The following is a 23957-nucleotide window of genomic DNA, read 5'->3' as shown; positions in this document are numbered from 1 at the left end:
CCGGACGCATGGTGGTTCGAACGCTAAACGGTTGACAGGCATCCAGGAAGGGCACGGGGCACTGGTTTCGCTGGATGTCGGAAAGCGTTCGGAGCCCGGACAGGATCGGTTGGGACCGGATGCCCGCCGATCGCGGCCGGGTGCATCAGGTCGGGATGACCTTGAAGAGCACCTTGCGCGTCACCATGAACCAGATCGCCGCGAGCACGAGCGTGTGGACCACTGCCCCCTGCCAGGGATTCGCCCTGTCGAGGAACGGCAGGCTGCCGACGATGAGCACGAAGAACACGTGGACGATGAACACGTAGAGGCTCGCGGATCCGAGCGGCGTGTAGAACCAGCCGAACGCGCGGTCCACGGGCTTCCACACGCGGGTGAGGAACGTGTAGGCGACCACGAGCATCAGCGCCAGGTCGAGCAGGCGGCCGGGCTGCAGGAACGTGCGCTGGTACATCGACTCGTACAGCGACGAGTAGAGGCCGTCGGGCACGCCCGGCAGCTGCACGCCGAAGGTGTGGCCGGCCCAGAGCACGGCGAGCGCGCCGACGTACGCGACGAGCCCGATCGACACCAGCACGCGACCGACCCGGCCGGTGAGGGCGCGCGTGATCTGCCGGCGGTAGTAGCCGATCACCATGCCGTTGAGGAACGCGACCTGCCAGGTCAGCAGCGGGAAGACGTCCTCGAACATCGACGGCAGCACGCGGATGTCGAACTGCGCGTTCAGGACGTATCCGGTCCAGCTCGCGATGAGCACGACCCACCACATGCGGCGGCGGAGCAGCCACACGACCGCGGGCACCAGCAGGGTCAGCACCACGAACAGGCCCATGATGTTGAACACCCACGGGCCCATGCGGAGCAGCAGCAGGTCGCGGATCGCGTACCAGGGCGGCGGGTAGTCGAGCAGGCGCGCGCCGTTCGGGTAGAGGTCGTAGACCTGGCCGGTGGTGACCTTGCCGTCCGCACCCGTGCCGCGGTCGGTGAACGTGGTGATCACGTCGGTGGCGAGGAACGGCACGAACGTGAGCGCGAAGACGATGACGACCACCGCGATCGCCACGACGTACTGCTTGAACGCACGTCGGAGGATCGAGACGAGGGCCTTGGCCTCGCCGAACTTCTTAACGGCCATCGGGTAGACCATGCCGAGCACGAGGCCGGAGAGCAGCACGAACATCTCGGCGCCCGTGATGGCGCCGATCGCGTTGATGGTCACGAACGAGTAGGGGCTCGCGAGCTCGATGTGGGTGATGACCACGGCGACGATGGTCCAGCCGCGGAAGAGGTCGAGGCGGCGGTCGCGGGGCGAGTTCTCGTCCGGGTAGCGCCAGCCGGGCTTGAGCCGGCCGATGGGCCCGGAGATCGCGAACAGCAGCAGGAGCACGACCGCGCAGAGCACGATCCAGCCCATCTGCTCGTCCTCGGGCGATCCCGGGTCGCGGTACTGCGCGGTCGCGACGTTGGCGCGCTCCTGGTCGAAGACCTGCGTGACGGCGCCGAGGGTCGCGGTCTCCGGATCCAGGTGCGCGCGCAGCGCGGACGCGATCGCCGGGTCGCCCGTGGCGCGCCAGTCGATGACGGCGCCGTCGGCCTCCGCCTCCTCCCGCTCGACCTCGCGCCAGACGACCATGCCGATGCCGGGGTGCTCGGCGCGGATGTCGGCGGAGAGCACCTGCTCCCACCACGCGCTCTTCACGTCCATCTCGCTCGCGCCGTCGGTGCGGGCCGCGTCGTAGAGCGCGCCCGTCTCGATCACGGCCGGCTTGCCCGTGCCCTCGATCCACTCGGCCCCGAAGTCGCGCCCCGCGCCGCCCTCGTTGGAGTAGCCGTACTCCCCCGACAGCTCCCGCGCGAACTTGCCGCCCTCGGGCACGACGTTCTCGCCGAACTCCTGCTGCGGGATCACCTCGCCGCCGAGGTACTCCTCGGACGGCTGCCCGACGGTGAAGTCCTGCTCCGACCCGAAGTGCGAGGCGGAGAGGCCGACCCAGTCGACGGCGTCGTCGCCCGGGTAGTACGGCCGGTACGCGTCGTCGTCGACGTCGACGCGGCCGTTCCCGTCGGTGTCGAGCTCGTCGATGGAGCGCGCGCCGGACGCGTCGGTGAGGCCGTCGGCGGATCCGAACGGGTAGCCGGCGGCGTACGCGGGCGACCAGACGGTCACGGCGCCCGCGTCGGAGGCCTGCACGGCGTCGGCGACCTGGCGGAACGCGGCGACGTACGCGGACGGCTGCTGCCCCCAGGGGGTCCACGAGCCGTTCATCTCGGGCGCGAACCGCACGAGCGCGCGGGAGTCGTAGCGCTCGCGCAGCGCCTCGAGCCGGTCGGTGAGCGCGGTCGCGTCGGCGGGGGTCAGCTCGGTGAGCGGCACGGTCGGCTCGAGCGTGAGGAGGAGGAGGGATCCCTGCTGCGCCGCCTGCTGCGCGAACTGGTCGAGGTAGGTGACGTCGTCGGATCCGAGCGGGTAGCGCACCGACTGGCCGAGCACCGCGGGGGTCGCGCCGAGGCGGTCGGCGTAGCTCTGCGCGTCGTCGGCGGTCCAGTCGATGATGCCGCCGAACCAGGGCGCGTCGGGCGCCCGCGTGAGGTCGACCTCGTCGGCGGGCGCGGCGGGCGCGGTCGCCGTCGGCGCGTGCCCGGTCGGCACCGCGAGCGCCGCGGTGGCCGGCACGACGGCGATCGCGAGCGCGACGAAGGCCGCTGCCCAGCCGCCGATCCGTCCCCGCGTGCGCCCGCCCCCGCGCGCCCGCGTCCCCCCGCCGCGCATCAGCCGCGCAGCCGGACCAGCCGCCAGCGGTTGCTGCCGTCGGTGCGCTCGTACGTGAGGTCGTCGAGGACCGCCTGCGCGAGCGCCAGCCCGCGGCCGCTCTCGCTGAGGTCGTCGGGCATGGAGACGCGCGTGAGGTCGACGACGGCGGGCTTCCCGTCGTCCTCGAACAGCGCGACGATGCGGTCGTGCTGGCAGATGACGGTCATGGTGAAGGTCACGGGGTACCCCGCGCGCTCCCCCACCGCGACGCCGTGCTCGACGACGTTGCCGGCGATCTCCACCACGGCGGTCTCGAACAGCATGCGCTCGGTGTCGCTGACGTCGGAGGCCTGGTCCCACACGGCCGCGATCACCGCGTGCACGGCGGCGAGGCTCTCCTCCACCGCCGGGAGCGTCACGTTGGCCCGCACCGGGGGCGCGTGGTGGGTCATGCCCTCATCGGTCACGGAACACGCCCTCGGGCGACTCGTGCACCGTGAGGACGCGGTTGAGGTTGGTGAGCTCCAGCACGGCCTTCACCTGCGCGTTCGGGCGGGCGAGGCGGAGGTCGCCGCCCGCCTGCCGCGCGCGCTTGAGACCGGAGACGAGGGCGCCGAGGCCGGAGGAGTCCATGAAGTCGGTGCCGCCGAGGTCCACCACGACGAACGGGCGGCCGCCGTCGATGACCTCGGTGATGACGGTCGTGAGCTGCCGGGCGGAGACCATGTTGAGGCGGCCGGTCGGGCTGACGACGCTCACGTGCGTGCCCTGCTCGTTGACTGCGATGTCGATCATGCGTCCTCCTTGGCCGGCGTGAAGCCCCGGTAGCGGGCCGCACGGATGATGATGCTGAAGATCGCCAGGTCGAAGACGACCCAGGCGAGGTTGGTGAATGTCCCGAGCGGCGTCGCCTGCCCGACCGCGAGGCGCAGCAGGCCGATCGCGGAGGCCACGATGAGCGCGCCGATGACGTAGAGCTGCGGCTTCACGAGGTCCCAGCGCGGCTTGCCGCTCTCGGCGCGGACCTTCGGGGTGACCGCGAAGTCGAGCGGCTTGCGGAAGAACACGTTGGCGACGGCCGTGGTGACCGACGAGATCCACACCGGGAAGAGGGCGAGCGAGTACTGCTGCCCGCGCCACGTGCGCTTGCCGCGGCCGACGACCGCGAACAGGAGCTGGTTCACGATGAGGAACGGGATCAGCCGGACGAAGAAGTCCGTCGAGAGCGCCTGCACCGGGAGCACGCCGAAGACGAGGTAGATGATGGGCGCCGCCACGTAGACGACCGCCGTGAAGCCGGAGAAGTAGCTCCACATGGTGGCGAAGTACATGAGGCGCTGCGGGATCGAGAGCGCCTTCTGCAGCAGCGGGTTCTCGCGGAAGAACACCTGGATCGTGCCCTGCGCCCAGCGGAGGCGCTGCGTGAGCATGGTCGGCAGGTCCTCCGGCGCCAGCCCGTAGGCGAGCGTCTCGTCGTGGTACGCGGACTTCCAGCCGAGCCCGTGCAGGCGCATGCAGGTGGCCATGTCCTCGGTGACCGAGATGGTGGCCAGCGGCATGATCGACTGCGCGTCGTCGTCGCGGTGCACGTCGATCTCGCGGACGATCGCGCGCACGGCGTCGAGCGCCCCGAGCGGCGACCAGTCCCGCTCGGACAGGCGGGCCATGGCGGTCTCGTCGACGAGCGAGACGGCGTCGCGGTCGGCGGAGTGCCGGCCGGCCAGCGCCGCGATCTCGGCCAGGTCGGCGTGGAGGGCCGCCATGTCGTCCTGCACCATGCGGGCGGCGATGGAGTCGACGCGCTTCTGGAACCGGTAGGTCACGTCGGCCAGGCGCTGGCCGCGGCGGAGCTCGGCGCGGGCCCGGCGCACGTCGTAGGCGACGTCGTCGAGCGCCTTGCGGAGCTCGACCTGGTCGGGCTCGAGCTCCTCGCGCGCCTTGTCGATCACGTCGCCCGCGGTGCGGAGCGCCCGGAACACGCTGATCTCGATGTCCGTCACGTAGCGCGAGACGCCGAGGAGCATGAGGGCCTCGCGGCGGAGGATCGCGTTGGACCCGCAGAAGAACGCCGCGTTCCAGCCGTCCTTGCCCTGCTGGATGGGCCCGTAGAACAGCGGCGCCTGGCTGCCGAGCGGATCCGCGTCCGGCACGTTCACGAACACCTGCGGCGTCTGCACGAGCGCCATGCGCCGGTCGTCGAAGTAGCCGAGCGTGCGGTCGAGGATCTCCGGCTCGGGCACCTGGTCGGCGTCGAGGATGAGCATGAACTCGCCCTCGGTCGTGAGCAGCGCGTTGTTGAGGTTGCCGGCCTTCGCGTGGCGCGCGCGGCCCGACCAGTCGGCCGAGCGGGTGATCCAGCCGATGCCCTCGGCCTCCGCGAGGTCGCGGAGCTCGGTGCGGTTGCCGTCGTCGAGCACCCACGTCTTGTGCGGGTAGGTGATGCGCTGGGCGGCGCGGGCCGTCTCCATCACGAGGTCGAGCGGCTCGTTGTACGTGGCGATGAACACGTCGACCGTGAGGCCGGGCTGCGGCGCCGGGGGCTTCGGCCGGTCGCGGGCCCGCCACATCGTGAGCCCGAACAGGAGGGAGTCGATGAGGCTGTAGGTCTCCGCGAGCACGAGCGGGATCGCGATCCAGAGCGCCTCGGGGTTCACCGAGAACAGCAGCCGCCAGACGATGTAGTTGAGGCCGAGGATCGCCGTGATCACCGCGAGGAGGCGGATGATCGCGAAGCGCAGCGTCATGCGGCTCGTGACCTGGGCACGGTGCGCCGTGCGGCTCATGCGCGGCTCACGGCGAGGACGGTCACGTCGTCGAGCGGGGTGCCGGCCGAGGCGAGCGTGCGCACCCGCTCCACGAGCGCGTGCACGCCGCCGGCCTCGGTCACGAGCCGGCCGATGGACGCGAACGCCGGGTCGCTGCCGCCGAACATGTCGAACAGGCCGTCGCTGAAGGTGACGAAGGTGTCGCCCCGCGCGAGCACGACGTGGCGCTCCTCCCAGCGGTGGTCGGGATCGATGCCGACGGGCAGGTCGCTCGTGTCGAGGTGGGTGACGCGGCCGTCGGGGTGGACGACGATCGTCAGCCCGTGCCCCGCGTCCGCGTAGCGGAGCAGCCCGGACGCCTGGTCGAGGTGCCCGTGCTGCAGGGTGACGAAGGACCCGGTGCGGTCGAGGTCGGCGTCGAGGGTGCGGGCCGCGTCCGTGACCATGAGGCCCGTGTCCTCGAGGGCGCCCGCGCCGTAGCGGTCGGCGGTGCTCGCCATGCCGCGGAGGACGGCGCGCACCGTGGCGGTGAGGATCGCGGCGCCGGTGCCCTTGCCCATCACGTCCGCGATGGAGAAGCGGAGGCCGGATGCCGTCCGCTCGTAGTCGTAGAAGTCGCCGCCCACCACCAGCGCGGGCACGCACACGGCCGCGATCTCGTAGCCGGGGACCTCCACCGCGGCGGCCGGCAGCAGGGCCGACTGCACCTGCTGGGCTCGCTCCATCTCGACGCTCGCGACGAGCTCGCGCTGCACCCACTCGGCCAGCTCGGCGAAGAGCGCGAGCTGGGCGGCGTCGAGGCCGCGCGGCTGGACGTCGTAGAGGCAGAAGGTGCCGACGACCACGCCCTCCGAGTCGCGCAGCGGGTGCCCGGCGTAGAAGCGGATGTGCGGCTCCCCCGCCACGCTCGGCAGGTGCCGGAACACGGGGTGGATCTGGGCGTCCTCGACGACGAGCACGCGCTCCTCGCGCACGGTGGTGTCGCAGAAGACGCTGCTGATGGGCGTCTCGGACACCTCGGCACCGGCGCAGGAGGCGAACCAGATGCGGTCGTGGTCGGCGAGGCCGATGGTCGAGAGCGGGACGTCGAACGCCGTGCGGGCGAGGCGGGTGACCCGGTCGAAGCGCTCCTCGGGTGGCCCGTCGAGCAGCCCCAGGGCCTCGACGGCACGCTGAGCCGCGGTCGCCCGCGCGTCCTCGATCAGACTCATCCCCGCCCCCTCGCCGATGTGGACCCCCGTCCACGGCACCCGATTCGACGGGCGCACTCAGCTTACGTGGCCGGATCAATAGGGGACGCACTAAGTGGCGCTACGCGGACGACCTCGGTGGTCGTCCCAGTGGTGGCGGAGCGCGTCGTGCGCGACGGCGAGCGGTGCCCCCGCAGGGACTCGAACCCTGACCTGTAGCGATTTTAAGTCGCCCGTCTCTGCCAATTGGACTACGGGGGCATGGCGCCTCGGCGCTCCCGACAGCCTACGGTCGGCGGGCGGATGCGGGAGCGCCGGGCATGACGACGGCCCGCAGGCTGGTGCCTGCGGGCCGTCGTCGGTGCTGCGGGAGGATCAGGCCGAGGGCTTCTCTTCCGCGTTCTCCACGCTGGGCGAGGAGCTGTAGCTGCCCGCGAGCGCCGGCGACTTCTCGCCCTCGGCGGGCGCGTCGGCCTTGTCGTCGGCGGCCTTCTTGGCGGGCGCCGCCTCCTTCTTCTCGGCGGGAGCGGCCGGGGCGGCGTCCGCGGCGGGGCGCGGGCGCGACGCGAACGTCTCGAACGCGGTGCGCGGGGTCTCGCGTGCCTCGATGGAGACGATGTCGCGGCCCCAGACCAGGTTGTTCACCCAGCCGGTGACGACGCGCGCCTTGCGCTCGAAGGACGGGATCGCGAGGCCGTGGTAGCCGCGGTGCATGACCCAGGCGGGGAAGCCCGTGATGCCGAGCTTGCCGGACTGGAACGCGCCCTGGTACAGGCCGAGTCCCGCGACGGCGCCGAGGTTCTTGTGGAAGTAGTCGGTGATGCCCTCCCCGCGGAGGCTCGCGGTGAGGTTCTTCGCCATGAGCTTGCCCTGGCGGACAGCGTGCTGCGCGTTGGGCACGCAGAAGCCGCCGACGCCGCCGCCCGTGAGGTCGGGGGTGGCCGCCACGTCGCCGGCGCCCCAGGCGTCCGCCACGATGCCGTCGTCGCCCTCGACGCGACCGTCGGCGCGCACGCGCAGACGCCCGCGCTCCTCGATCGGCAGGTCGGTGTTCTTGAGCATGGGGCTGGCCATGACGCCCGCGGTCCAGACGATGACGTCGGACTCGAACGACTCGCCGGTCGACAGCTCGACCACGCCGCCGACGGCGGACTTGAGCTGCGTGTCGAGGTGCACGAGCGCGCCGCGCTCGGCGAGGTTCTTGAGCACCCAGTGGCTCGTCTCGAGGGACACCTCGGGCATGATGCGGCCCATCGCCTCGATGAGGTGGAAGTGCGTGTCCTCGAAGTCGATCTCGGGGTACTTCTTCACGAGGTCGCTCGCGATGCTGCGCATCTCGGCGAAGACCTCGATGCCCGCGAAGCCGCCGCCGACCACCACGAAGGTGAGGAGGCGGTCGCGCTCGGGGCCGGCCGGCAGCGTGGCCGCGCGGTCGAAGTTGGCGAAGATGCGGTCGCGGATGGCGACGGCCTCCTCGATGGTCTTCAGGCCGATGGCCTCGTCCGCGACGCCCGGGATCGGGAACGTGCGGGAGACGCTGCCCGCGGTGACGACGATGATGTCGTACTGGAACTCGTACGGCTCGCCCACCGGCGGCGTGATGGTCGCGGTCTTCGACGCGTGGTCGATGCCCGTGACCTTGGCCGTGACGACGTTGGTCGTGCGGAGGTGGCGCCGCTGCGAGACGACCGCGTGGCGGGGCTCGATGGATCCGGAGACCACCTCGGGCAGGAACGGCTGGTACGTCATGTACGGCAGCGGGTCGACCATGGTGACCTCGGCCTCGCCGGATCGGAGGTGCGACTCGAGCTTCCATGCCGTGTAGAAACCGGCGTAGCCGCCGCCGACGATCAGGATTTTGGGCACGATGGATGACTCCCTGCAGGTTGTGGTCGAAATCAGGCTACCCCTTCCGGAGCAGCCGTCTGAAATGCCGGGACGCGACGACGGCCATCGCGGCCGCGAGCGCCGCGAACACCGAGAGGACGAGGGCCGGGATCCCCACCTGGCGGAGCTCGCCCGCGGTCGGCAGCGCGTCGGCCGCGGGGTCCGCGGTGGGGGCGTCGGCGGGGACCGTGGGCGCGGCGTCCGGGGTGGCGGAGGCGGCGGGATCCGGCGTGGCGACGGGCGCGCGCCGGTACAGGCGCACCCACTCCGCGAGGTCGCCGAGGGGCTTGCCGCTCGCGGGCGCGACGTCGGCGGTCACGGCGGCGGCCGCGTCGACGAGGCCCCGGCCGTAGATCTCCGGCTGGCCCTTCTGCCGCGCGGTCGCGAGCACGCGCTCGACCACGTCGTCGGCCTTCAACTCCGGGTGCGCCGCCCGCACGAGCGCCACCACGCCGGAGACGAGGGGCGCCGCGCCGCTCGTGCCGCTCCACTGCACGTAGCGGCCGCCGGGCTCGACGCCCACGAGCTGCTCGCTGGGAGCGGCGACCGCGATCGTGATGCCCTGCGACGACGCGTCGAAGCTCGCGGCACCCGCCCGGTCGACGCCCGCGACCGCGAGCACGCCGGGGATCGTGGCGGGCGCGCCCACCTCGGTGGTGCCGCTCCCCCGGTTGCCGGCCGCCGCGACGACGACCACGTCGTGCTCGTACGCGTAGAGGAAGGCGCGGTCCCAGCTCTCCGGCCAGTCGAGCGAGTTGCGGGTGAGGGACATGTTGATGACGCTCGCGCCGTTGTCGACGGCCCAGCGGACGGCGTCGGCGATCTGCGCGTCCTCGTCGCGGGCGCCCGGGGTCGGGCCGCCGAGCGCGACCGAGACGCTGAGGAGGCTCGCGGCGGGAGCGACGCCGATCACGCCGGATCCGGTGCCCGTGCCGCGGCCGGCGAGGAGCGAGGCGACCATGGTGCCGTGCTCGCTCGAGGCGCCGACGGGCTTCGAGCCGTCCGGGGATCCGATGCCCGACACGTCGGTGCCGCCCGCGACCGCGCCGCGGAGGTCGGCGACGGAGGAGTCGACGCCCGTGTCGATGACGGCGACCTTCACGCCCTCGCCGCGCGTGGTCTGCCACGCCTGCTCGATGCCGTAGTCGGCGAGCCAGTACTCGCGCTCGCGCACCGGATCCGCGTGCGCGGGGGTCGCGGCGGGCAGCACCGCGAGGAGGGCGAGGATCCCGACGAGGGCCGTGCGCGCCAGGCGACGACCGGGCCGGGACGACGCCCGCGGGTCGGACGCGGGGATGCCGGACGCCGGCATGCCGGTCGCGGGGGTCATGCCGCGTGGGGGTCGGCGCACTCGCAGACGTCCGGCGACCAGGAGGCCCGGGCGAGCGCGATGTCGCCGATGGGGTTGACGCCCGGTCCCGCCGCGAGCGCGTGGCCGGCGAGGGCGTGCAGGCACTTGACGCGCACGGGCATGCCGCCCGCGGACACGCCTTCGAGCTCGGGCACCACGAGGATCGACTCGCGGTCGGCGAGGTAGGACGCGTGGGCGGCGGCGTACGCGTCGCGCAGCGCCTCGTCCTCCGCGAGGTCGTCCTGCAGCTCGGCCATGACGTGCTCGGCCTCGAGGTGCGAGATCGCGGCGGTGGCCGCGGGGTGGCACAGGTAGTAGAGCGTGGGGAACGGCGTGCCGTCGGCGAGGCGCGGGGCGGTGCTCACGACGGTGGGGTTGCCGCAGACGCAGCGGGCGGCGATGCCGACCACGTCGCGGGCCGGGCGGCCGAGCTGGGCGGAGACGACGCGCACGTCGCGCTCGGACGGCGGGTCGAAGGGGGGTCGGGTCACTGGTCGCCTCCCTGGACGGATCCCTGGAGCTGGTCGGGCGGGGTGTCGCTGAGGGCGCTCGTGAGCGCGGATCCGAGCAGGGCCTGCACCCAGTCCTGCTTCGTCTCCTGCAGGTCGGCGCTGATGGGCTCGCCGTCGGGCGTCGTGGTGGCGTCGCCGTCCGTGGCGGGCAGCCCGCGGACGAGGTAGCTCGTCTCGCCGGGCATCACGTAGAAGAGGCGGTCGCGGACCTGGGCCTTGAGGAACGCGGGGTCGTCGTAGCGGGCGCGCTGGTCCTGGAGCTGGGCGATGGTGCCCTCCTGGGCGTCCACCGCGCTCTGCAGGCTGCTGAGCTGCTGCCGCTGCTCGAGGTAGATGCGCAGGCCCGGGGCGAGCACGACGACCGTGAGGACGAGGAGCACGAGCACCATCACCGAGAACCCGGAGAAGCGCATGCTGCGCAGCCAGTTGCCGGAGGGGGCGTCGTCCTCGGGCAGCGCCACGGGGACGCGCTCGGTGCGCGGACGCGGGGAGCGGCGCGCGCGGAGGGTGTCGAGGCCGGGGAAGCGGGCCATCGCTCCTCCTTCGTGTGTCGTGTCGTGCGGTGCCGGGTGCGGCGGTGGAACGCGGCCGGCCCGCCCGCGCCCCGGGAGGCGCGGGCGGGCCGGACGGATCAGGCCTGGAAGCGCGGGAAGGCGCTGCGGCCGGCGTAGACCGCGGCGGCGCCGAGGTCCTGCTCGATGCGGAGGAGCTGGTTGTACTTCGCGACGCGCTCGCTGCGGGCGGGGGCGCCGGTCTTGATCTGGCCCGCGTCCACCGCGACCGCGAGGTCGGCGATGGTCGTGTCCTCGGTCTCGCCCGAGCGGTGCGAGAGCACGGTGGTGTAGCCGCTGCGCTGCGCGAGGCTGACCGCGTCCAGCGTCTCGGTGAGCGTGCCGATCTGGTTGACCTTCACGAGGATCGAGTTGGCGACGCCGCGCGTGATGCCGTCGGCGAGGCGCTTCGGGTTGGTGACGAAGAGGTCGTCGCCGACGATCTGCACCTTGGAGCCGAGCTCGGCGGTGAAGTGGTCGTAGCCGGCCCAGTCGTCCTCGTCCAGCGGGTCCTCGATGGTGATGAGGGGGTAGGACGCGACGAGGTCGGCGAAGTACGCGGTGAGGTGCGCCGCGTCCACCTTCTGGCCCTCGAACGTGTACGCGCCGTCGGAGTAGAACTCGCTGGACGCGACGTCGAGGCCGAGGGCGATCTGCTTGCCCGGGGTGAAGCCCGCGGAGTCGATGGCCTCCATGAGCAGGTCGAGCGCGGCGCGGTTGCTGTCGAGGTTCGGCGCGAAGCCGCCCTCGTCGCCGAGGCCGGTGGACAGGCCCTTCTTCTTCAGCAGGCTCTTGAGCGCGTGGTACGTCTCGACGCCCCAGCGCAGGCCCTCGGAGAAGGTGGACGCGCCGACGGGCAGGAGCATGAACTCCTGGATGTCGACGTTGGTGTCCGCGTGCGAGCCGCCGTTGATGACGTTGAGCATCGGCACGGGCAGCGTGTGCGCGTTCGGGCCGCCGAGGTAGCGGTAGAGGGGCAGCTCGGCCGAGTCGGCGGCGGCCTTCGCGACCGCGAGGGAGACGCCGAGGAGCGCGTTCGCGCCGAGGCGGGACTTGTTCTCGGTGCCGTCGAGCTCGATCATCGTGGCGTCGATGATGCGCTGGTCCGCGGCGTCGAGGTCCTGGATGGCCGGGCCGATCTCGTCGACGACGGCGGCGACGGCCTTCTGGACGCCCTTGCCCAGGTAGCGGCCCGCGTCGCCGTCGCGCAGCTCGTACGCCTCGAACGCGCCGGTGGAGGCGCCGGACGGGACGGCGGCGCGCGTGAACGTGCCGTCCTCCAGGAGCACCTCGACCTCGACGGTCGGGTTGCCCCGGGAGTCGAGGATCTCGCGTGCGTTGACTGCTTCGATGGCTGCCACGGAATGGTCTCCTTGCGTTGCGGTGGGGGGGGTGGGAAGTCGGGTCCATCCTAGCCGCGGGGGCATTCCGGGCCCCGGGCGGCGGGCCCCGCGCGCAGGTGTCGCGCAGGTGACGGATCAGCCGCGCGGGGCCTCGAGCGGGCGCTCCCGCAGGGCCGCCGCATCCGTCGTGTCCGCGTCGACCGACGCGAAGGTGCGGAAGCCCTGGACGCGCAGCGCCTCCAGGAGCGGGGCCACGTTCTTGGGGCGCGGCTCCAGGCGCACGCGCCGGCCGGACGCGACGAGCTCCGCCTTGAGCCGGGCGAGCACGGCGACCGGCGTGCGCCGGTCGTGCACGAGGGCGATGGCGTCGCCGTCCTCCGCCTCGGGCAGGACGGCGAGGTCGACGATGCGCTCGAAGCCGATGGAGAAGCCGGCCGCCGGCACGTCCTGGCCGAGGAAGCGGCCGATCATGCCGTCGTAGCGGCCTCCGCCGCCCACCGAGCTGCCGGACGCCGGGTGCGCGATCTCGAAGATCGTGCCCGTGTAGTAGCCCATGCCGCGCACGAGGGTCGGGTCGAAGCGGAGCGTGACGCCCTCGGGCAGGCCGACGAGCGCGTCGGCGAGGGTCTCGAGGTCGGCGACCGCGTCCGGGTCGACGCCCTCGGGGAGGATCCCGGTGATCGCCTCGGTCGTGAGCGGCACGCCGCCGTCGGCGAGCGCGGGCTCGATGCGCTCGAGGATCCCGCCCAGCACCGCCGCCGCGTCGGCCCCGCCCTCGGCGAGCTCCGCGACGACGCCCGCCGCGCCGATCTTGTCGAGCTTGTCGATGCTGATGAGCGCCTGCGCCTGGCGGTCGGGCGCGAAGCCGCAGGAGTCGAGGATCCCGGCGAGGATGCGCCGGTCGTTCACGCGGATGGTGCAGCCGGTCAGGCCGAGGGCCGCGAGCGTGGCCGCCGTGGCGGAGATCAGCTCGACCTCGGCCAGCTGCCCCGCCTCGCCGATGACGTCGATGTCGCACTGCATGAACTGGCGGTAGCGGCCCTTCTGCGGGCGCTCGGCGCGCCAGACGGGCGCGGCCTGGATGGACCGGAAGACGCCCGGCAGCTCCGCACGGTGCGACGCGTAGAAGCGCGCGAGCGGCACCGTGAGGTCGAAGCGCAGCCCGAGGTCGGAGAGGGCGAGCACGTCGCCGGAGTCCGCGGCCGCGCGCAGGTCGTCGCCCGAGAGGCCGCGCTTGAGCACCGAGTAGGCGAGCTTCTCGTTGTCGCCGCCGAGGCCCGCGTGCAGCCGGCCGGACTCCTCGACCACGGGCGTCTCGATCTCGTCGAAGCCGTGCGCCCGGTAGGTGCGGCGGATGATGGCGAGCGCCTGCTCGCGGCGGGCCTTCTCGGCGGGCAGGAAGTCGCGCATGCCGCGGGGCGGCGTGATCTGCTGGGGCATCCCCCGATTCTGTCAGGCGGCGGGCGGCGCCCCGGGCGGCAGCACGGCACCCGCCGCCTCGGCCAGGTCGAGCCACGGCTCGATGCGCGGGGTGAACGCGTCGATGAGCGCCTCGAAGCCGCGCATCGCCCGGTCGCGGTCGCCCGAGATCACGAAGTCGAACTGGAGGCCGTAGGACCCCGCCTGCAGGAGGTCGGCCGTGTCGACGGCGACGTCCTCGGGGACGCCGTGGGCGAGCATCCACTCGAGGCCGAAGCGGCGCCACGCGGTGACGCTCGCGATGGCGTGCGGCCGGACGATGCCGTCGCGCGTGCGGAGGAGGGCCGCCTCGAACTCGAGGCGCTGGAAGTCGCGGTTCACGTCGGTGAGGCGCCAGCGCCAGGCGCGGGTCGTCCACTCGCGGAGCTCCTCGGGCCGGATCTCCCGCGGATCGCCCTCCACCATCTCGGCCTGCCGCTGGTCGATGGCGTCCATCGCGGCCTCGAGCAGCCGCTCCTTGGATCCGAAGTGGTAGACGAGCACGAACGTGCTCTCGCCCAACGCGTCGGCGAGGCCGCGGAAGGTCACCGACTGGAGCGGGTGGGCGCGGAGGTGATCGAGGATGTGGGCCAGCAGGTCCTGGCGGCGGTGCGGATCCTGGGCTGCCACGGCCTCACCATAACAAGCGTGATGGACACGTGGCGAAGACCCGTACGGTGTGAGCGCCCAGATCTGTCCGCCGTCTCCTTCGGGTGGAGGCGACGGACACGGCGGCCCGGGATCGGGTAAATCCCGGGCGACGCCCCCGCGGGCCGGACCTCGCCTCAGGCGCTCCGGCCCGCGCCGGGAGAGGCGTCGTCGGGTCCTCCGTCGTCGGGCCGCTCCTCCGCGTCCCGGATCTCCGCGGTCAGCGACCGCAGCGTCGTCCGCAGCGCGCGCTCCGCGTCGAGCCCGCGGGACCTCGCCGAGACGACGACCGCGAGGAGCAGCCGGCCGAGGTCGTCCTCGTCGTCGACGGGGATCGCCGCGGGCGCGTCCGGTTCGAGCAGCCCGACGCGCTCCGCCCGGCCGAGCAGCTTGTCGGCGAGCGCGAGGGACGGCATGCCCATCGGGATCCCGTCGACGACGCTCGTGCGCGCCGACTTCTCGCGGTCCTTCGCGGCGCCCCACACCCGCAGGACCTCCTCGACCGTGTCGGCGCGCTCGTCGCCGAAGACGTGCGGGTGGCGGCGGACCATCTTCTCCGTGGCGGTCCGCGCGACGTCGGCGAGGTCGAATCCCTCGCCCTCGGTGCGCGCGATGTCGGCGTGGAAGACGACCTGGAGGAGCACGTCGGCGAGCTCCTCGCGCATGCCGGGCACGTCGTCGGTCTCGATGGCCTCGACGAGCTCGTGGCTCTCCTCGAGGAGGTAGGGGACGAGGGTCCGGTGGGTCATCCCCCGGTTCCAGACGCAGCCGTCCGGCGCGCGCAGCACGGCCATCGCGGCGGCGAGCTCCGCGACGGCGCGGGCGGCGCCCTCGGATGCGGGTGGAGCGGCGGATGCGGACGGGGAGGCGGGCTCGCTCATCCCGTCATCCTCGCACCGGGGCGCGGGTAAGCTCGTCGGCGGTGTGCCGGGAAGCCTGGTCGGCGGCGGGCGACCGTCTCCCCCACCATCGACCCCGGAAGGCGCCCATGATCGCCCTCATCCGCTCCGAGCGCGTCGCCGCCGGGCTCCTCCTCCTCGCCGCCGTCGTCGGCCTCGTCGTCGCGAACACGCCCGCCGGCCCCGGCCTCATCGCGTGGGCCGACGGCCATCTCGCCGTCCCCGCGATCGGCGTCGACCTGACGCTCCGGCACTGGGTGAGCGACGGCCTGCTCGTGATCTTCTTCTTCATCGTCGCGGTCGAGCTCAAGCACGAGTTCGTCGCCGGTGGGCTGAACAGCGTCTCCGCGGCCCTCGTGCCCGCGATCGCGGCCGTGGGCGGCGTCATCGTCCCGGCCCTCGTCTACCTCGCCATCACCGCGGGCAGCGGCCTCGAGCGCGGCTGGCCCGTGCCCACCGCCACGGACATCGCCTTCGCGCTCGGCGTGCTCGCCGTGTTCGGCCGCGGCCTCCCCGCCGCGGTGCGCGTGTTCCTCCTGGCGCTGGCCGTGCTCGACGACCTCATCGCGATCGTGATCATCGCGGTCTTCTTCACGACCGACCTCGAGGTGGGCGCGCTCGGCCTCGCGGTCGCGGGCGTCGTGCTGTTCGCCGTCGTCGGCCGCCTCGGCGCGGGGCGGACCGGAGCCGTGCGGATCGCCGTGGTCGCCCTGCTGGTGCTCATCGCCCTGGTGACCTGGTGGGCGACGCTCTCCTCCGGTATCCACGCCACCATCGCGGGCGTCGCGCTCGGCTTCGCGCTCCCCCGCGTCCAGGGCCTGCGGGCCGCGCACGCCCTGGAGCCGCTGTCGAACGGGATCGTCCTGCCGCTGTTCGCCTTCTCCGCGGCCCTCGTCGCCATCCCCGCCGTGGGCATCGCCGAGCTCGCGCCGGCCTTCTGGGGCATCGCGCTCGCGCTGCCGCTCGGCAAGCTCGTCGGGATCACGGCGGGCGGGCTCCTCGGCGCGGCCGTGGCACGCCGCCGTGGCGCTCCGGGCGGCCTCGCGATGCCGGACCTCGTGACGGTGTCGCTCCTCGGCGGCATCGGCTTCACGGTGTCGCTCCTGATGAGCGAGCTGGCGTTCGCGGGCCTCGACGAGGTGCGCGACGAGGGCACCCTCGCGGTGCTGCTCGGCTCGGGCGTCTCCGTGGTGGCGGCCGCCGTCACGCTGTCGATCCGCAGCCGCCGCGCCCGCCGCGCGGGGTCCTCCGACGACGAGGACGACGCGACGCGCGACGACTTCCCGGCGCACGTGGACGGCGGCCCGGCCCGCGCCTAGGCGCCGACCACCCGGCCGGCCCGCCAGTCGGCGAGGATCACGCCTTCGGCGCGGACTCCTTCGCGGCCGGTGCGGGCTCCACCGTGAAGACGGCGTCGAGGAGCTGGCGCACCCAGTCGACCAGCTCGGCGTCGGGCAGCGGCTCGCCGTCGCGCTTGGGCAGCGGGACGGTGACCGCGTTGGTCTGCGCGAACAGCCGGCTGCCCGGGTACATGCGCTGCAGGCGCACCTGCTTGCTGTCGGCGAGGTCGGCCGGCGCGATGCGCAGGTTCGGCCCCATCGCGACGACCTCGCTGAGCCCGGCCCGCTGCGCCACGCGACGCAGGCGGGAGACCCGCACGAGGTTGTCGACCTCCACGGGCGGCTCGCCGTAGCGATCGGCCAGCTCCTCGATGACCCGGTCGATCTGGTCGTCGGTGGCCGTGGGCGAGGCCGCGGTCGACAGCTTCTGGTATGCCTCGAGGCGCAGCCGCTCGCTGTCGACGTACTCCTCGGGGATGTGCGCGTCCACCGGCAGCTCGAGCCGCAGCTCGGTCTGCCCCTCCGCGACGTCGCCGCGGAAGGTCGAGACGGCCTCGCCGATCATGCGCAGGTAGAGGTCGAAGCCGACGCCCTGGATGTGGCCGGACTGCTCGCCGCCCAGCAGGTTGCCGGCGCCGCGGATCTCGAGGTCCTTGAGCGCGACCTGCATGCCGGATCCCAGCTCGTTGTTCGCCGCGATGGTGGACAGCCGGTCGTGCGCGGTCTCGGACAGCGGCTTGTCGGCGTCGTAGAGGAAGTACGCGTACGCCCGCTCCCGCCCGCGGCCGACGCGCCCGCGCAGCTGGTGCAGCTGGCTGAGCCCGTACTTGTCGGCCCGGTCGATGATGAGCGTGTTGGCGTTCGCGATGTCGAGGCCGGTCTCGATGATGGTGGTCGACACGAGCACGTCGAACTTCCGCTCCCAGAAGTCGACGATGACCTGCTCGAGCATCGACTCGCTCATCTTGCCGTGGGCGACCGCGACGCGCGCCTCGGGCACGAGCTCCGCCAGCTCGGAGGCCACGCGGTTGATGCTCGAGACGCGGTTGTGCACGAAGAACACCTGGCCCTCGCGTAGCAGCTCGCGCCGGATGGCGGCGGCGATCTGCTTCTCGCTGTTCGGCCCCACGAAGGTGAGGATCGGGTGCCGGTCCTCCGGCGGCGTCGCGAGCGTCGACATCTCGCGGATGCCCGTGACCGCCATCTCGAGCGTGCGCGGGATGGGCGTGGCCGACATCGCGAGGATGTCGACGTTGGCCTTGAGCTTCTTCAGCGCGTCCTTGTGCTCGACGCCGAACCGCTGCTCCTCGTCGATGATGACGAGCCCCACGTCCTTGAACGCGATGCTGCCCGTGAGCAGGCGGTGGGTGCCGATGACGACGTCGACCGAGCCGTCCTCGAGGCCCTTGACGGTCTCGCGCGACTCCTTGTCGGTCTGGAACCGGCTGAGCTGGCGCAGGTGCACGGGGAACCCGGCGAAGCGCTCGGAGAACGTCTCGAAGTGCTGCTTCACGAGGAGCGTCGTGGGCACGAGCATCACGACCTGCTTGCCGTCCTGCACCGCCTTGAACGCGGCGCGCACGGCGATCTCGGTCTTGCCGAAGCCGACGTCGCCGGAGACCAGGCGGTCCATGGGGATGGGGCTCTCCATGTCGCGCTTCACCTCGTCGATGACGGTGAGCTGGTCGGGCGTCTCCATGAAGGGGAACGCCTCCTCGAGCTCGCGCTGCCACGGGGTGTCCGGCGGGAACGAGTGCCCGCGCGACGCCATGCGCGCGGAGTACAGCTTGACGAGCTCGACCGCGATGTCGCGGACGGCGCGGCGCGCCTTGCCCTTGGCGGCGGCCCAGTCGCTGCCGCCCATCTTGCTGAGGGCCGGCTCCTCGCCGCCGACGTAGCGGCTGAGGAGGTCGAGCTGGTCGGTGGGCACGAAGAGCTTGTCGCCCGGGTAGCCGCGCTTGGAGGGCGCGTACTCGATGACGAGGTACTCGCGGCGGGTCTTCACGGCGTTCCGCCCGCCCGAGGAGACCTCGCGCTGCGTGAGCTCGACGAACCTCCCGATGCCGTGCGTGGTGTGGACGACGTGGTCGCCGGTCTTCAGCTGCAGCGGATCCACCACGTTCTTGCGCCGGGTGGCGAGCTTCTTGACCTGTCGGCTGTCGTAGCCGGCGGCGCGCCCGTAGAACTCGCTCTCGGTGAGGAGCGCGAGCTTCACCTCGGGCATCTCGAAGCCGGCGTCGATGGCGGAGCGCAGCAGGTAGGCGATGCCGGGCTCGGGCTCGGCCGGGAACTCCTCGACCACGCGAGCGGGCACGCCCGCCTCGCGCAGCACGGTGTCGGCGCGCTCGACGAGCCCGGATCCCTGCGCCACGACGCCCACGCTCCAGCCGGCCGCGAGGCGCTCGCGCACGTGCTCGATGGCGCCGTCGGCGTTGCCCGCGAAGCTCGGCACGGGATCCGCCTGGATGCGCACGGTCATGACCTCGTCGATCCCGAGGTCCTCCGGCAGCACGTCGGTGGCCTGGAAGCCGGACAGGGTCCACCAGCGGCGCGGGCCGCGCGCGTCGCGCAGGCGGCCGAGCGAGAGGAAGTCGCCCGAGGCGAGGTCGATGGGCGCCTGGGCGCCCGCGGTCGCGGCGTTCCACGCGGCGTCGAGGAACTCGCGGTTGGTGTCCGCGAGGCTCTGCGCGCGGGTGGACACCCGCTCGGGCGAGACGACGGCGATGGCCGCGTCCACGGGGAGGTAGTGCGTGACCGGCACGAGCCGGTCGACGAGCGCCGGCGCGAGCGACTCCATGCCCTCGACGGGGATGCCCTCGGCGATCTTGGCGAGCATCTGCTGCAGGTTCGGGAACTCGTGCTGCATCTCGCGGGCGCGCTGGCGCACGGGCGCGCTCAGCAGCAGCTCGCGGCTCGGCGGCAGCTCGACGGAGGTGATCTCCTCCTCGAGCGAGCGCTGGTCGGCGACCGCGAAGGGCCGCATCTGGTCGACCTCGTCGCCGAAGAACTCGACGCGCACGGGGTGGTCGGAAACGGGAGGGAAGACGTCGAGGATGCCGCCGCGCACCGCGAACTCGCCGCGGCGCGTGACCATGTCGACGCGCGAGTACGCGAGGTCGACGAGCCGGACGGCGAGCTCGGACAGGTCGTGGCCCCGGCTGCCGGTCGCGAGCTGCACGGGCGGCAGCTCGGTGAGGTTGTCCGCGACGGGCTGCAGCGCGGCGCGCACCGAGGCGACGATGACGAGCGGGCGCACCTGGTCGGCCGGGACCTCGCGGGCGCCCTGGCCGAGCGCGGCGTGCCACTGCTCCATGCGGCGGAGCGCGTGGATCCGCTTGCCGACGATCTCGGCGCTCGGGCTGAGCCGCTCGTGCGGCAGCGTCTCCCACGCCGGGAACTCGAGGATCTCGGCGTCCGGCAGCACCGCGTCGAGGCTGCGGCGCATGCCCTCCGACTCGCGGCCGGTGGCGGTGACGACGAGGAGGCACCCCGGGATGCCGCGCTGGATGCGCTGGCGCAGGAGCCCCGCGAGCAGCGGCCCCTGGAGCCCCTCGGTGAGGGAGAAGTCGGCGTCGCGGGAGGCCGATGCGAGGGCGTCGTCGAACGTGGAGGCGCGCGAGAGCGCCGGGATCAAGCCCTGGAGGATCACCAGATGATCGTACGCGCCGCCACCGACGTGCTCGCCGTCGTCCGCCGTGGGCGGACGCGCGGAGGCCGGACGACGGTCCGTGCGCGGGTCAGGACGCGGCGGTGTGGAAGCGCAGCTGCGCGGCGATGAGGCCGTCGGAGGCGATCATCTCGACGGCGTCGGCCGCGTCCTCCAGCACGTTCGGCAGCACCTGCCGCTCGGTGGAGGAGAACGGCTTCAGCACGAAGTCGGCGGCGTCCTGACGGCCGGGCGGGCGGCCGATGCCGATGCGCACGCGCGTGAAGTCGCCCGTGCCGGCGGAGGAGATGATGTCGCGGATCCCGTTGTGGCCGCCGTGCCCGCCTCCCTGCTTGAGCTTCATCGCGTCGAAGGGGATGTCGAGCTCGTCGTGCGCCACCACGAGCTGCGCGGGCTCGAGCGAGAAGTACTTGAGGAGGTTCGCGACCGGCCCGCCGGACAGGTTCATGAACGAGCTCGGCTTCGCGAGGATGAGCTTCGGCCCGCCGGGCACCGCGCGCCCCTCCGCGACCTGCGCGTTGGCGCGGTGCGAGCGGAAGGTGGCGCGCATGCGGTCGGCGAGCACGTCGAGCGCCATCTGCCCCACGTTGTGCCGCGTGCCCGCGTACTGCGGGCCGGGGTTGCCGAGGCCGACCACGAGCAGGGTCCGGTCGTCCACGTGCGCTCTCCTCGTGTCGTCGATGGCATCCGGGTGGATGCGCGGAGCCCGCCGGCCGCTGCCGGTGTCCCGGACGGCGGCCGACGGGCTCCGTGGTGCTGGTCGTGCGTGCGGCCGGGGCCGCGGGCGGTGGCTACTTGTCGTCGCCGGACTGGTCGCCGGTGGCGCCCTCGTCGGTGACCTCGACGTCCGCGTCGCCCTCGGCCACGACGTCCTCGTCCACCGCGTCGGTGGTGAGGTCGAGCTGCGGCACGGAGACCGCGAGCACGAGCGTCTCGGGGTCGGTGACGAGCGTCGCGCCGGCGGGCAGGTCGACCTGCCCGGCGGTGATCTGCGTGCCCTCCTCGAAGCCCTCGATCGAGACGACGAAGGACTCGGGGATGTGCGTGGCCTCGACGTCGACCGTGATGGACGTGTACTCGAGGTTGTGGATCGTGCCGGGGTAGGACTCGCCCTCGACGTGGATCGGGACCTCGACCTCGACGCGCTCGCCCCGGCGGACGACGATGAGGTCGACGTGCTCGATGATCTGGCGCACGGGGTCCTTCTGGACGTCCTTCACCAGCGCGAGCTGGGGCGTGCCCTCGATGTCGAGCGTGATGATCTGGTTCGCCTTGCGGATGATGAGCATGAGCTCGTGGCCCGGCAGCGTGACGTGCTGCGGGTCGGTGCCGTGGCCGTAGATGACCGCGGGGATCTTGCCGACCGCGCGGATCTTGCGGGCCGCGCCCTTGCCGAACTGCGTGCGCAGCTCCGCGGAGAGGTTGTTGTCAACCATGGTGTCGCTCCTAGTGCGGCCCGTGAGGGCTCGCGTCGTGTGTCAGTCGTCTGCTCGAACGCTTGCGCGTGAGGATTGAGGTGCGAGCCCCGTCCACCGCGTCGATAACGGACCGCCGCCGTGCTCGCGCACGGCCCCTGCGATCCCTCGCCGAAGTTCAACCCCCGATGCTACCGGACGGACGCGTCCCCGGGCGACGGGTCCGCGGCGGCGGGCGACGGGGATCCCGGCGCGGGCGGCGTGGACTGCCCGACCCGGAGGCGCAGGCCGTCGTGCACGCCGTCGACGACGTCCTCGAACGCGACGGGCGCGCCGAGCGTGGCCGACACGTAGACGCTGACCACGGTCGCGAGCGAGACGAACGCGTCGTCGACCGTGACCCCCGCCGGCCGTCCCGTGCGCAGGGCGTCGGCGATGTCGTCGTACTGCCGGTAGTGGCCCTCGAGGTAGGTGTTGTCGAGGCGCGGCGAGCGCGGCAGGTCGGCCGCGTGCAGCTCGAGCTCGGCGTCGTTGCGCACGTCGGCCTGGGCGGGCACGCCCGACTCGGGCGCCGCGTGGAAGTAGGTGAGGGATCCCGCCTCGATGACCGCGGATCCGCGCGTGCCCTGCACCTGCACGCGCGTGTCGAGGCCCGGGTAGCCGGCGGTCGTCGCCTGCAGGGTCGCGAGGGCGCCGGAGGCGAACCGGATCACGGCGACCGCGACGTCCTCGACCTCGATGCCGTCGTGCGCGAGGAGCGCGGTCTGCGCGTAGACCTCGACCGGGCGCCCCAGGTAGGAGACGAGCAGGTCGAGCGTGTGCACGCCCTGGTTCATCAGGGCGCCGCCGCCGTCGAGGTCCCACGTGCCGCGCCAGTGGCCGGAGTCGTAGAAGCCCTGGCTGCGCCACCACGGCGCGCTGGCGACGGCGGAGGTGAGACGGCCGAGACGGCCCGAGCGCACGGCCCGGTCGACGACGACGCTCGACGGGTTGAAGCGGTGCTGGCTGATGACCGTGGAGAGGATCCCGCGCCCGGCGGCCTCGCGCGCGAGCTCGGCGATGCGGCGGCCGCGTGCGAGGTCGACGTCCAGCGGCTTCTCGATGACGACGTGGAGGCCTGCCGCGAGCGCCTCCTCGGCGAGGCCGATGTGCAGGCCGCTGGGCGTGCAGATCACGACGAGCTCGGCGGCGTCCTCGCGGATGAGGTCGCCGAGGCGGGCGAAGACGCGCGGGCGCTCGGCCCGCAGCTCGTCGACGACCACGTCGGCGAGCTCGTCCGCGGTGGCGGCCGTGACGTCGACGAGCGCGGCGACGCGGAAGTCCGGGTGCTCGGCGAGGACGCGCGCGTGGTGCGTGCCGATGACGCCGCAGCCGACGATGGCGACCCGGATGGGCTCGTGGACGGCGGCCGCGGGGGCGCCGTCGGCGGAGGCGGGCTCGGCCGTGGGCTCGACCGCTGCCGCGTCCGGCGCGGCATCGACGCGCGGCACGTCGGCGTCGGAGCGCGCAGCCTGGACGAGCGCGGGGACGTCCGCCTCGGGCACGGCCGCGGCGGGCTCCGTCGACGTGGCGGGCGCGTCGTCGAGCCGGCCCGGCGACGCCGTGCGCCCGCCCGGGAGCAGCTCGCGGACGGCCGCGTCGGCGAGGGCGACCGGGTCGTCGGTGATGTCGAGGGTGATCCCCTGCTCGTCGTCGCCGAGCGGCTCGAGCGTGCGCAGCTGGGAGGCGAGGAGGCTCGACGGCATGAAGTGCCCCTCGCGTCCGCCGAGGCGCTCGGCCAGCAACTCGTGGTCGCCCGCGAGGTGCACGAAGACGGCGTCGGGCGCGGCGGCGCGGAGGATGTCGCGGTAGTCGCGGGTCAGGGCGCTGCACGCCACGACCGGTCCGCCGTCGGCACGACCGGCGAGCGCGCGACCGACCTCCTCGAGCCAGGGGCGGCGGTCGTCGTCGTCGAGGGCGTGGCCCTCGGCCATCTTGCGGCGGTTGGCCTCGGGGTGCAGGTCGTCTCCGTCGAGGAACGGGACGCCGGCGTCCTGCGCGAGGAGCTCGCCCACGGTCGACTTCCCGGATCCGGAGACCCCCATCACGATCACGGGCGGGAACGGGCGGACGGCGTCGATGCGGATCACTCCCTGCGGTTCGGTGAGGAACTCGTGCGGCGCTCCGTCGTGGTGCGCCC

The 23957-nt window shown here is 73.0% G+C and carries 18 protein-coding genes and 1 tRNA gene; 1 reads left to right on the top strand and 18 read right to left on the bottom strand.

Going from position 1 to position 23957, the window contains the following annotated elements; all coding sequences use genetic code 11:
• Positions 1–145: 145 nt before the first annotated feature.
• The 14 genes from opgC to BFL37_RS00170 all read right to left on the bottom strand — a co-directional run bounded on the left by opgC (position 146) and on the right by BFL37_RS00170 (position 15338).
• Positions 146–2674, bottom strand: coding sequence for an OpgC domain-containing protein (gene opgC / locus BFL37_RS00235; protein WP_241533748.1), 2529 nt, complete (start codon positions 2672–2674; stop codon positions 146–148).
• Positions 2675–2769: 95 nt separating this feature from the next.
• Positions 2770–3219, bottom strand: a complete 450-nt coding sequence (locus BFL37_RS00230) for an ATP-binding protein (protein ID WP_241533747.1) — start codon at positions 3217–3219, stop codon at positions 2770–2772.
• A complete protein-coding gene (locus BFL37_RS00225; protein WP_086513180.1) occupies positions 3209–3547 on the bottom strand; it encodes an STAS domain-containing protein in 339 nt (112 codons plus the stop codon). The genes BFL37_RS00230 and BFL37_RS00225 overlap by 11 nt, the downstream gene beginning before the upstream one ends.
• Positions 3544–5535, bottom strand: coding sequence for a glycosyltransferase family 2 protein (locus tag BFL37_RS00220; protein WP_086513179.1), 1992 nt, complete (start codon positions 5533–5535; stop codon positions 3544–3546). Before BFL37_RS00220 ends, BFL37_RS00225 begins: the two co-directional genes overlap by 4 nt.
• Entirely contained in the window at positions 5532–6728 is a 1197-nt protein-coding gene (locus BFL37_RS00215; protein ID WP_086513222.1) for a PP2C family protein-serine/threonine phosphatase, read from the bottom strand. Before BFL37_RS00215 ends, BFL37_RS00220 begins: the two co-directional genes overlap by 4 nt.
• 165 nt (positions 6729–6893) lie before the next feature.
• Positions 6894–6968 (bottom strand) — tRNA-Leu (locus tag BFL37_RS00210).
• A gap of 114 nt (positions 6969–7082) precedes the next feature.
• Positions 7083–8573: an NAD(P)/FAD-dependent oxidoreductase gene (locus tag BFL37_RS00205; RefSeq protein ID WP_086513178.1), complete on the bottom strand. Its 1491-nt coding sequence runs from the start codon at positions 8571–8573 to the stop codon at positions 7083–7085.
• Positions 8574–8610: 37 nt separating this feature from the next.
• Entirely contained in the window at positions 8611–9924 is a 1314-nt protein-coding gene (locus BFL37_RS00200; RefSeq protein WP_241533746.1) for a S8 family peptidase, read from the bottom strand.
• Positions 9921–10436, bottom strand: a complete 516-nt coding sequence (locus BFL37_RS00195; protein WP_086513177.1) for a DUF501 domain-containing protein — start codon at positions 10434–10436, stop codon at positions 9921–9923. Before BFL37_RS00195 ends, BFL37_RS00200 begins: the two co-directional genes overlap by 4 nt.
• Positions 10433–10990, bottom strand: a complete 558-nt coding sequence (locus tag BFL37_RS00190; protein ID WP_086513176.1) for an FtsB family cell division protein — start codon at positions 10988–10990, stop codon at positions 10433–10435. The genes BFL37_RS00195 and BFL37_RS00190 overlap by 4 nt, the downstream gene beginning before the upstream one ends.
• A 98-nt stretch (positions 10991–11088) precedes the next feature.
• Positions 11089–12369: a phosphopyruvate hydratase gene (gene eno / locus BFL37_RS00185; RefSeq protein WP_086513175.1), complete on the bottom strand. Its 1281-nt coding sequence runs from the start codon at positions 12367–12369 to the stop codon at positions 11089–11091.
• A 117-nt stretch (positions 12370–12486) separates the two neighbouring features.
• Positions 12487–13791 (bottom strand): histidine--tRNA ligase, encoded by a 1305-nt coding sequence (gene hisS, locus BFL37_RS00180; protein WP_086513174.1) that lies wholly within the window; start codon positions 13789–13791, stop codon positions 12487–12489.
• A gap of 12 nt (positions 13792–13803) precedes the next feature.
• The gene (locus tag BFL37_RS00175) at positions 13804–14439 is read right to left on the bottom strand and encodes a TetR/AcrR family transcriptional regulator (RefSeq protein WP_086513173.1); all 636 of its coding nucleotides are present in this window, start codon (positions 14437–14439) and stop codon (positions 13804–13806) included.
• Between the two features lie 155 nt (positions 14440–14594).
• Positions 14595–15338 carry a MazG family protein gene (locus BFL37_RS00170; RefSeq protein WP_086513172.1) on the bottom strand — a complete coding sequence of 248 codons (744 nt, stop codon included), beginning with the start codon at positions 15336–15338 and terminating at the stop codon, positions 14595–14597.
• Between the two features lie 107 nt (positions 15339–15445).
• Between BFL37_RS00170 and BFL37_RS00165 the strand changes: the two genes are divergently transcribed.
• Positions 15446–16675: a Na+/H+ antiporter NhaA gene (locus tag BFL37_RS00165; RefSeq protein ID WP_086513171.1), complete on the top strand. Its 1230-nt coding sequence runs from the start codon at positions 15446–15448 to the stop codon at positions 16673–16675.
• A gap of 37 nt (positions 16676–16712) precedes the next feature.
• On the opposite strand, the gene mfd is transcribed toward BFL37_RS00165, so the two are convergent.
• From mfd to BFL37_RS00145, 4 genes are all read right to left on the bottom strand, one after another.
• Positions 16713–20345, bottom strand: coding sequence for a transcription-repair coupling factor (mfd, locus tag BFL37_RS00160; protein ID WP_086513170.1), 3633 nt, complete (start codon positions 20343–20345; stop codon positions 16713–16715).
• A gap of 88 nt (positions 20346–20433) precedes the next feature.
• Complete coding sequence (gene pth, locus BFL37_RS00155) at positions 20434–21021, bottom strand: aminoacyl-tRNA hydrolase (RefSeq protein ID WP_086513169.1); 588 nt, start codon at positions 21019–21021, stop codon at positions 20434–20436.
• Between the two features lie 133 nt (positions 21022–21154).
• Positions 21155–21799, bottom strand: a complete 645-nt coding sequence (locus BFL37_RS00150) for a 50S ribosomal protein L25/general stress protein Ctc (protein ID WP_086513168.1) — start codon at positions 21797–21799, stop codon at positions 21155–21157.
• A 170-nt stretch (positions 21800–21969) separates the two neighbouring features.
• Positions 21970–23907, bottom strand: a complete 1938-nt coding sequence (locus BFL37_RS00145; protein WP_086513167.1) for a gluconokinase, GntK/IdnK-type — start codon at positions 23905–23907, stop codon at positions 21970–21972.
• Between the last annotated feature and the right edge of the window lie 50 nt (positions 23908–23957).

The organism is Clavibacter michiganensis (genome assembly GCF_002151125.1).
GTDB classification, from domain to species: Bacteria; Actinomycetota; Actinomycetes; order Actinomycetales; family Microbacteriaceae; genus Clavibacter; species Clavibacter michiganensis_C.
This window is presented reverse-complemented; position numbering and strand designations above follow the sequence as displayed.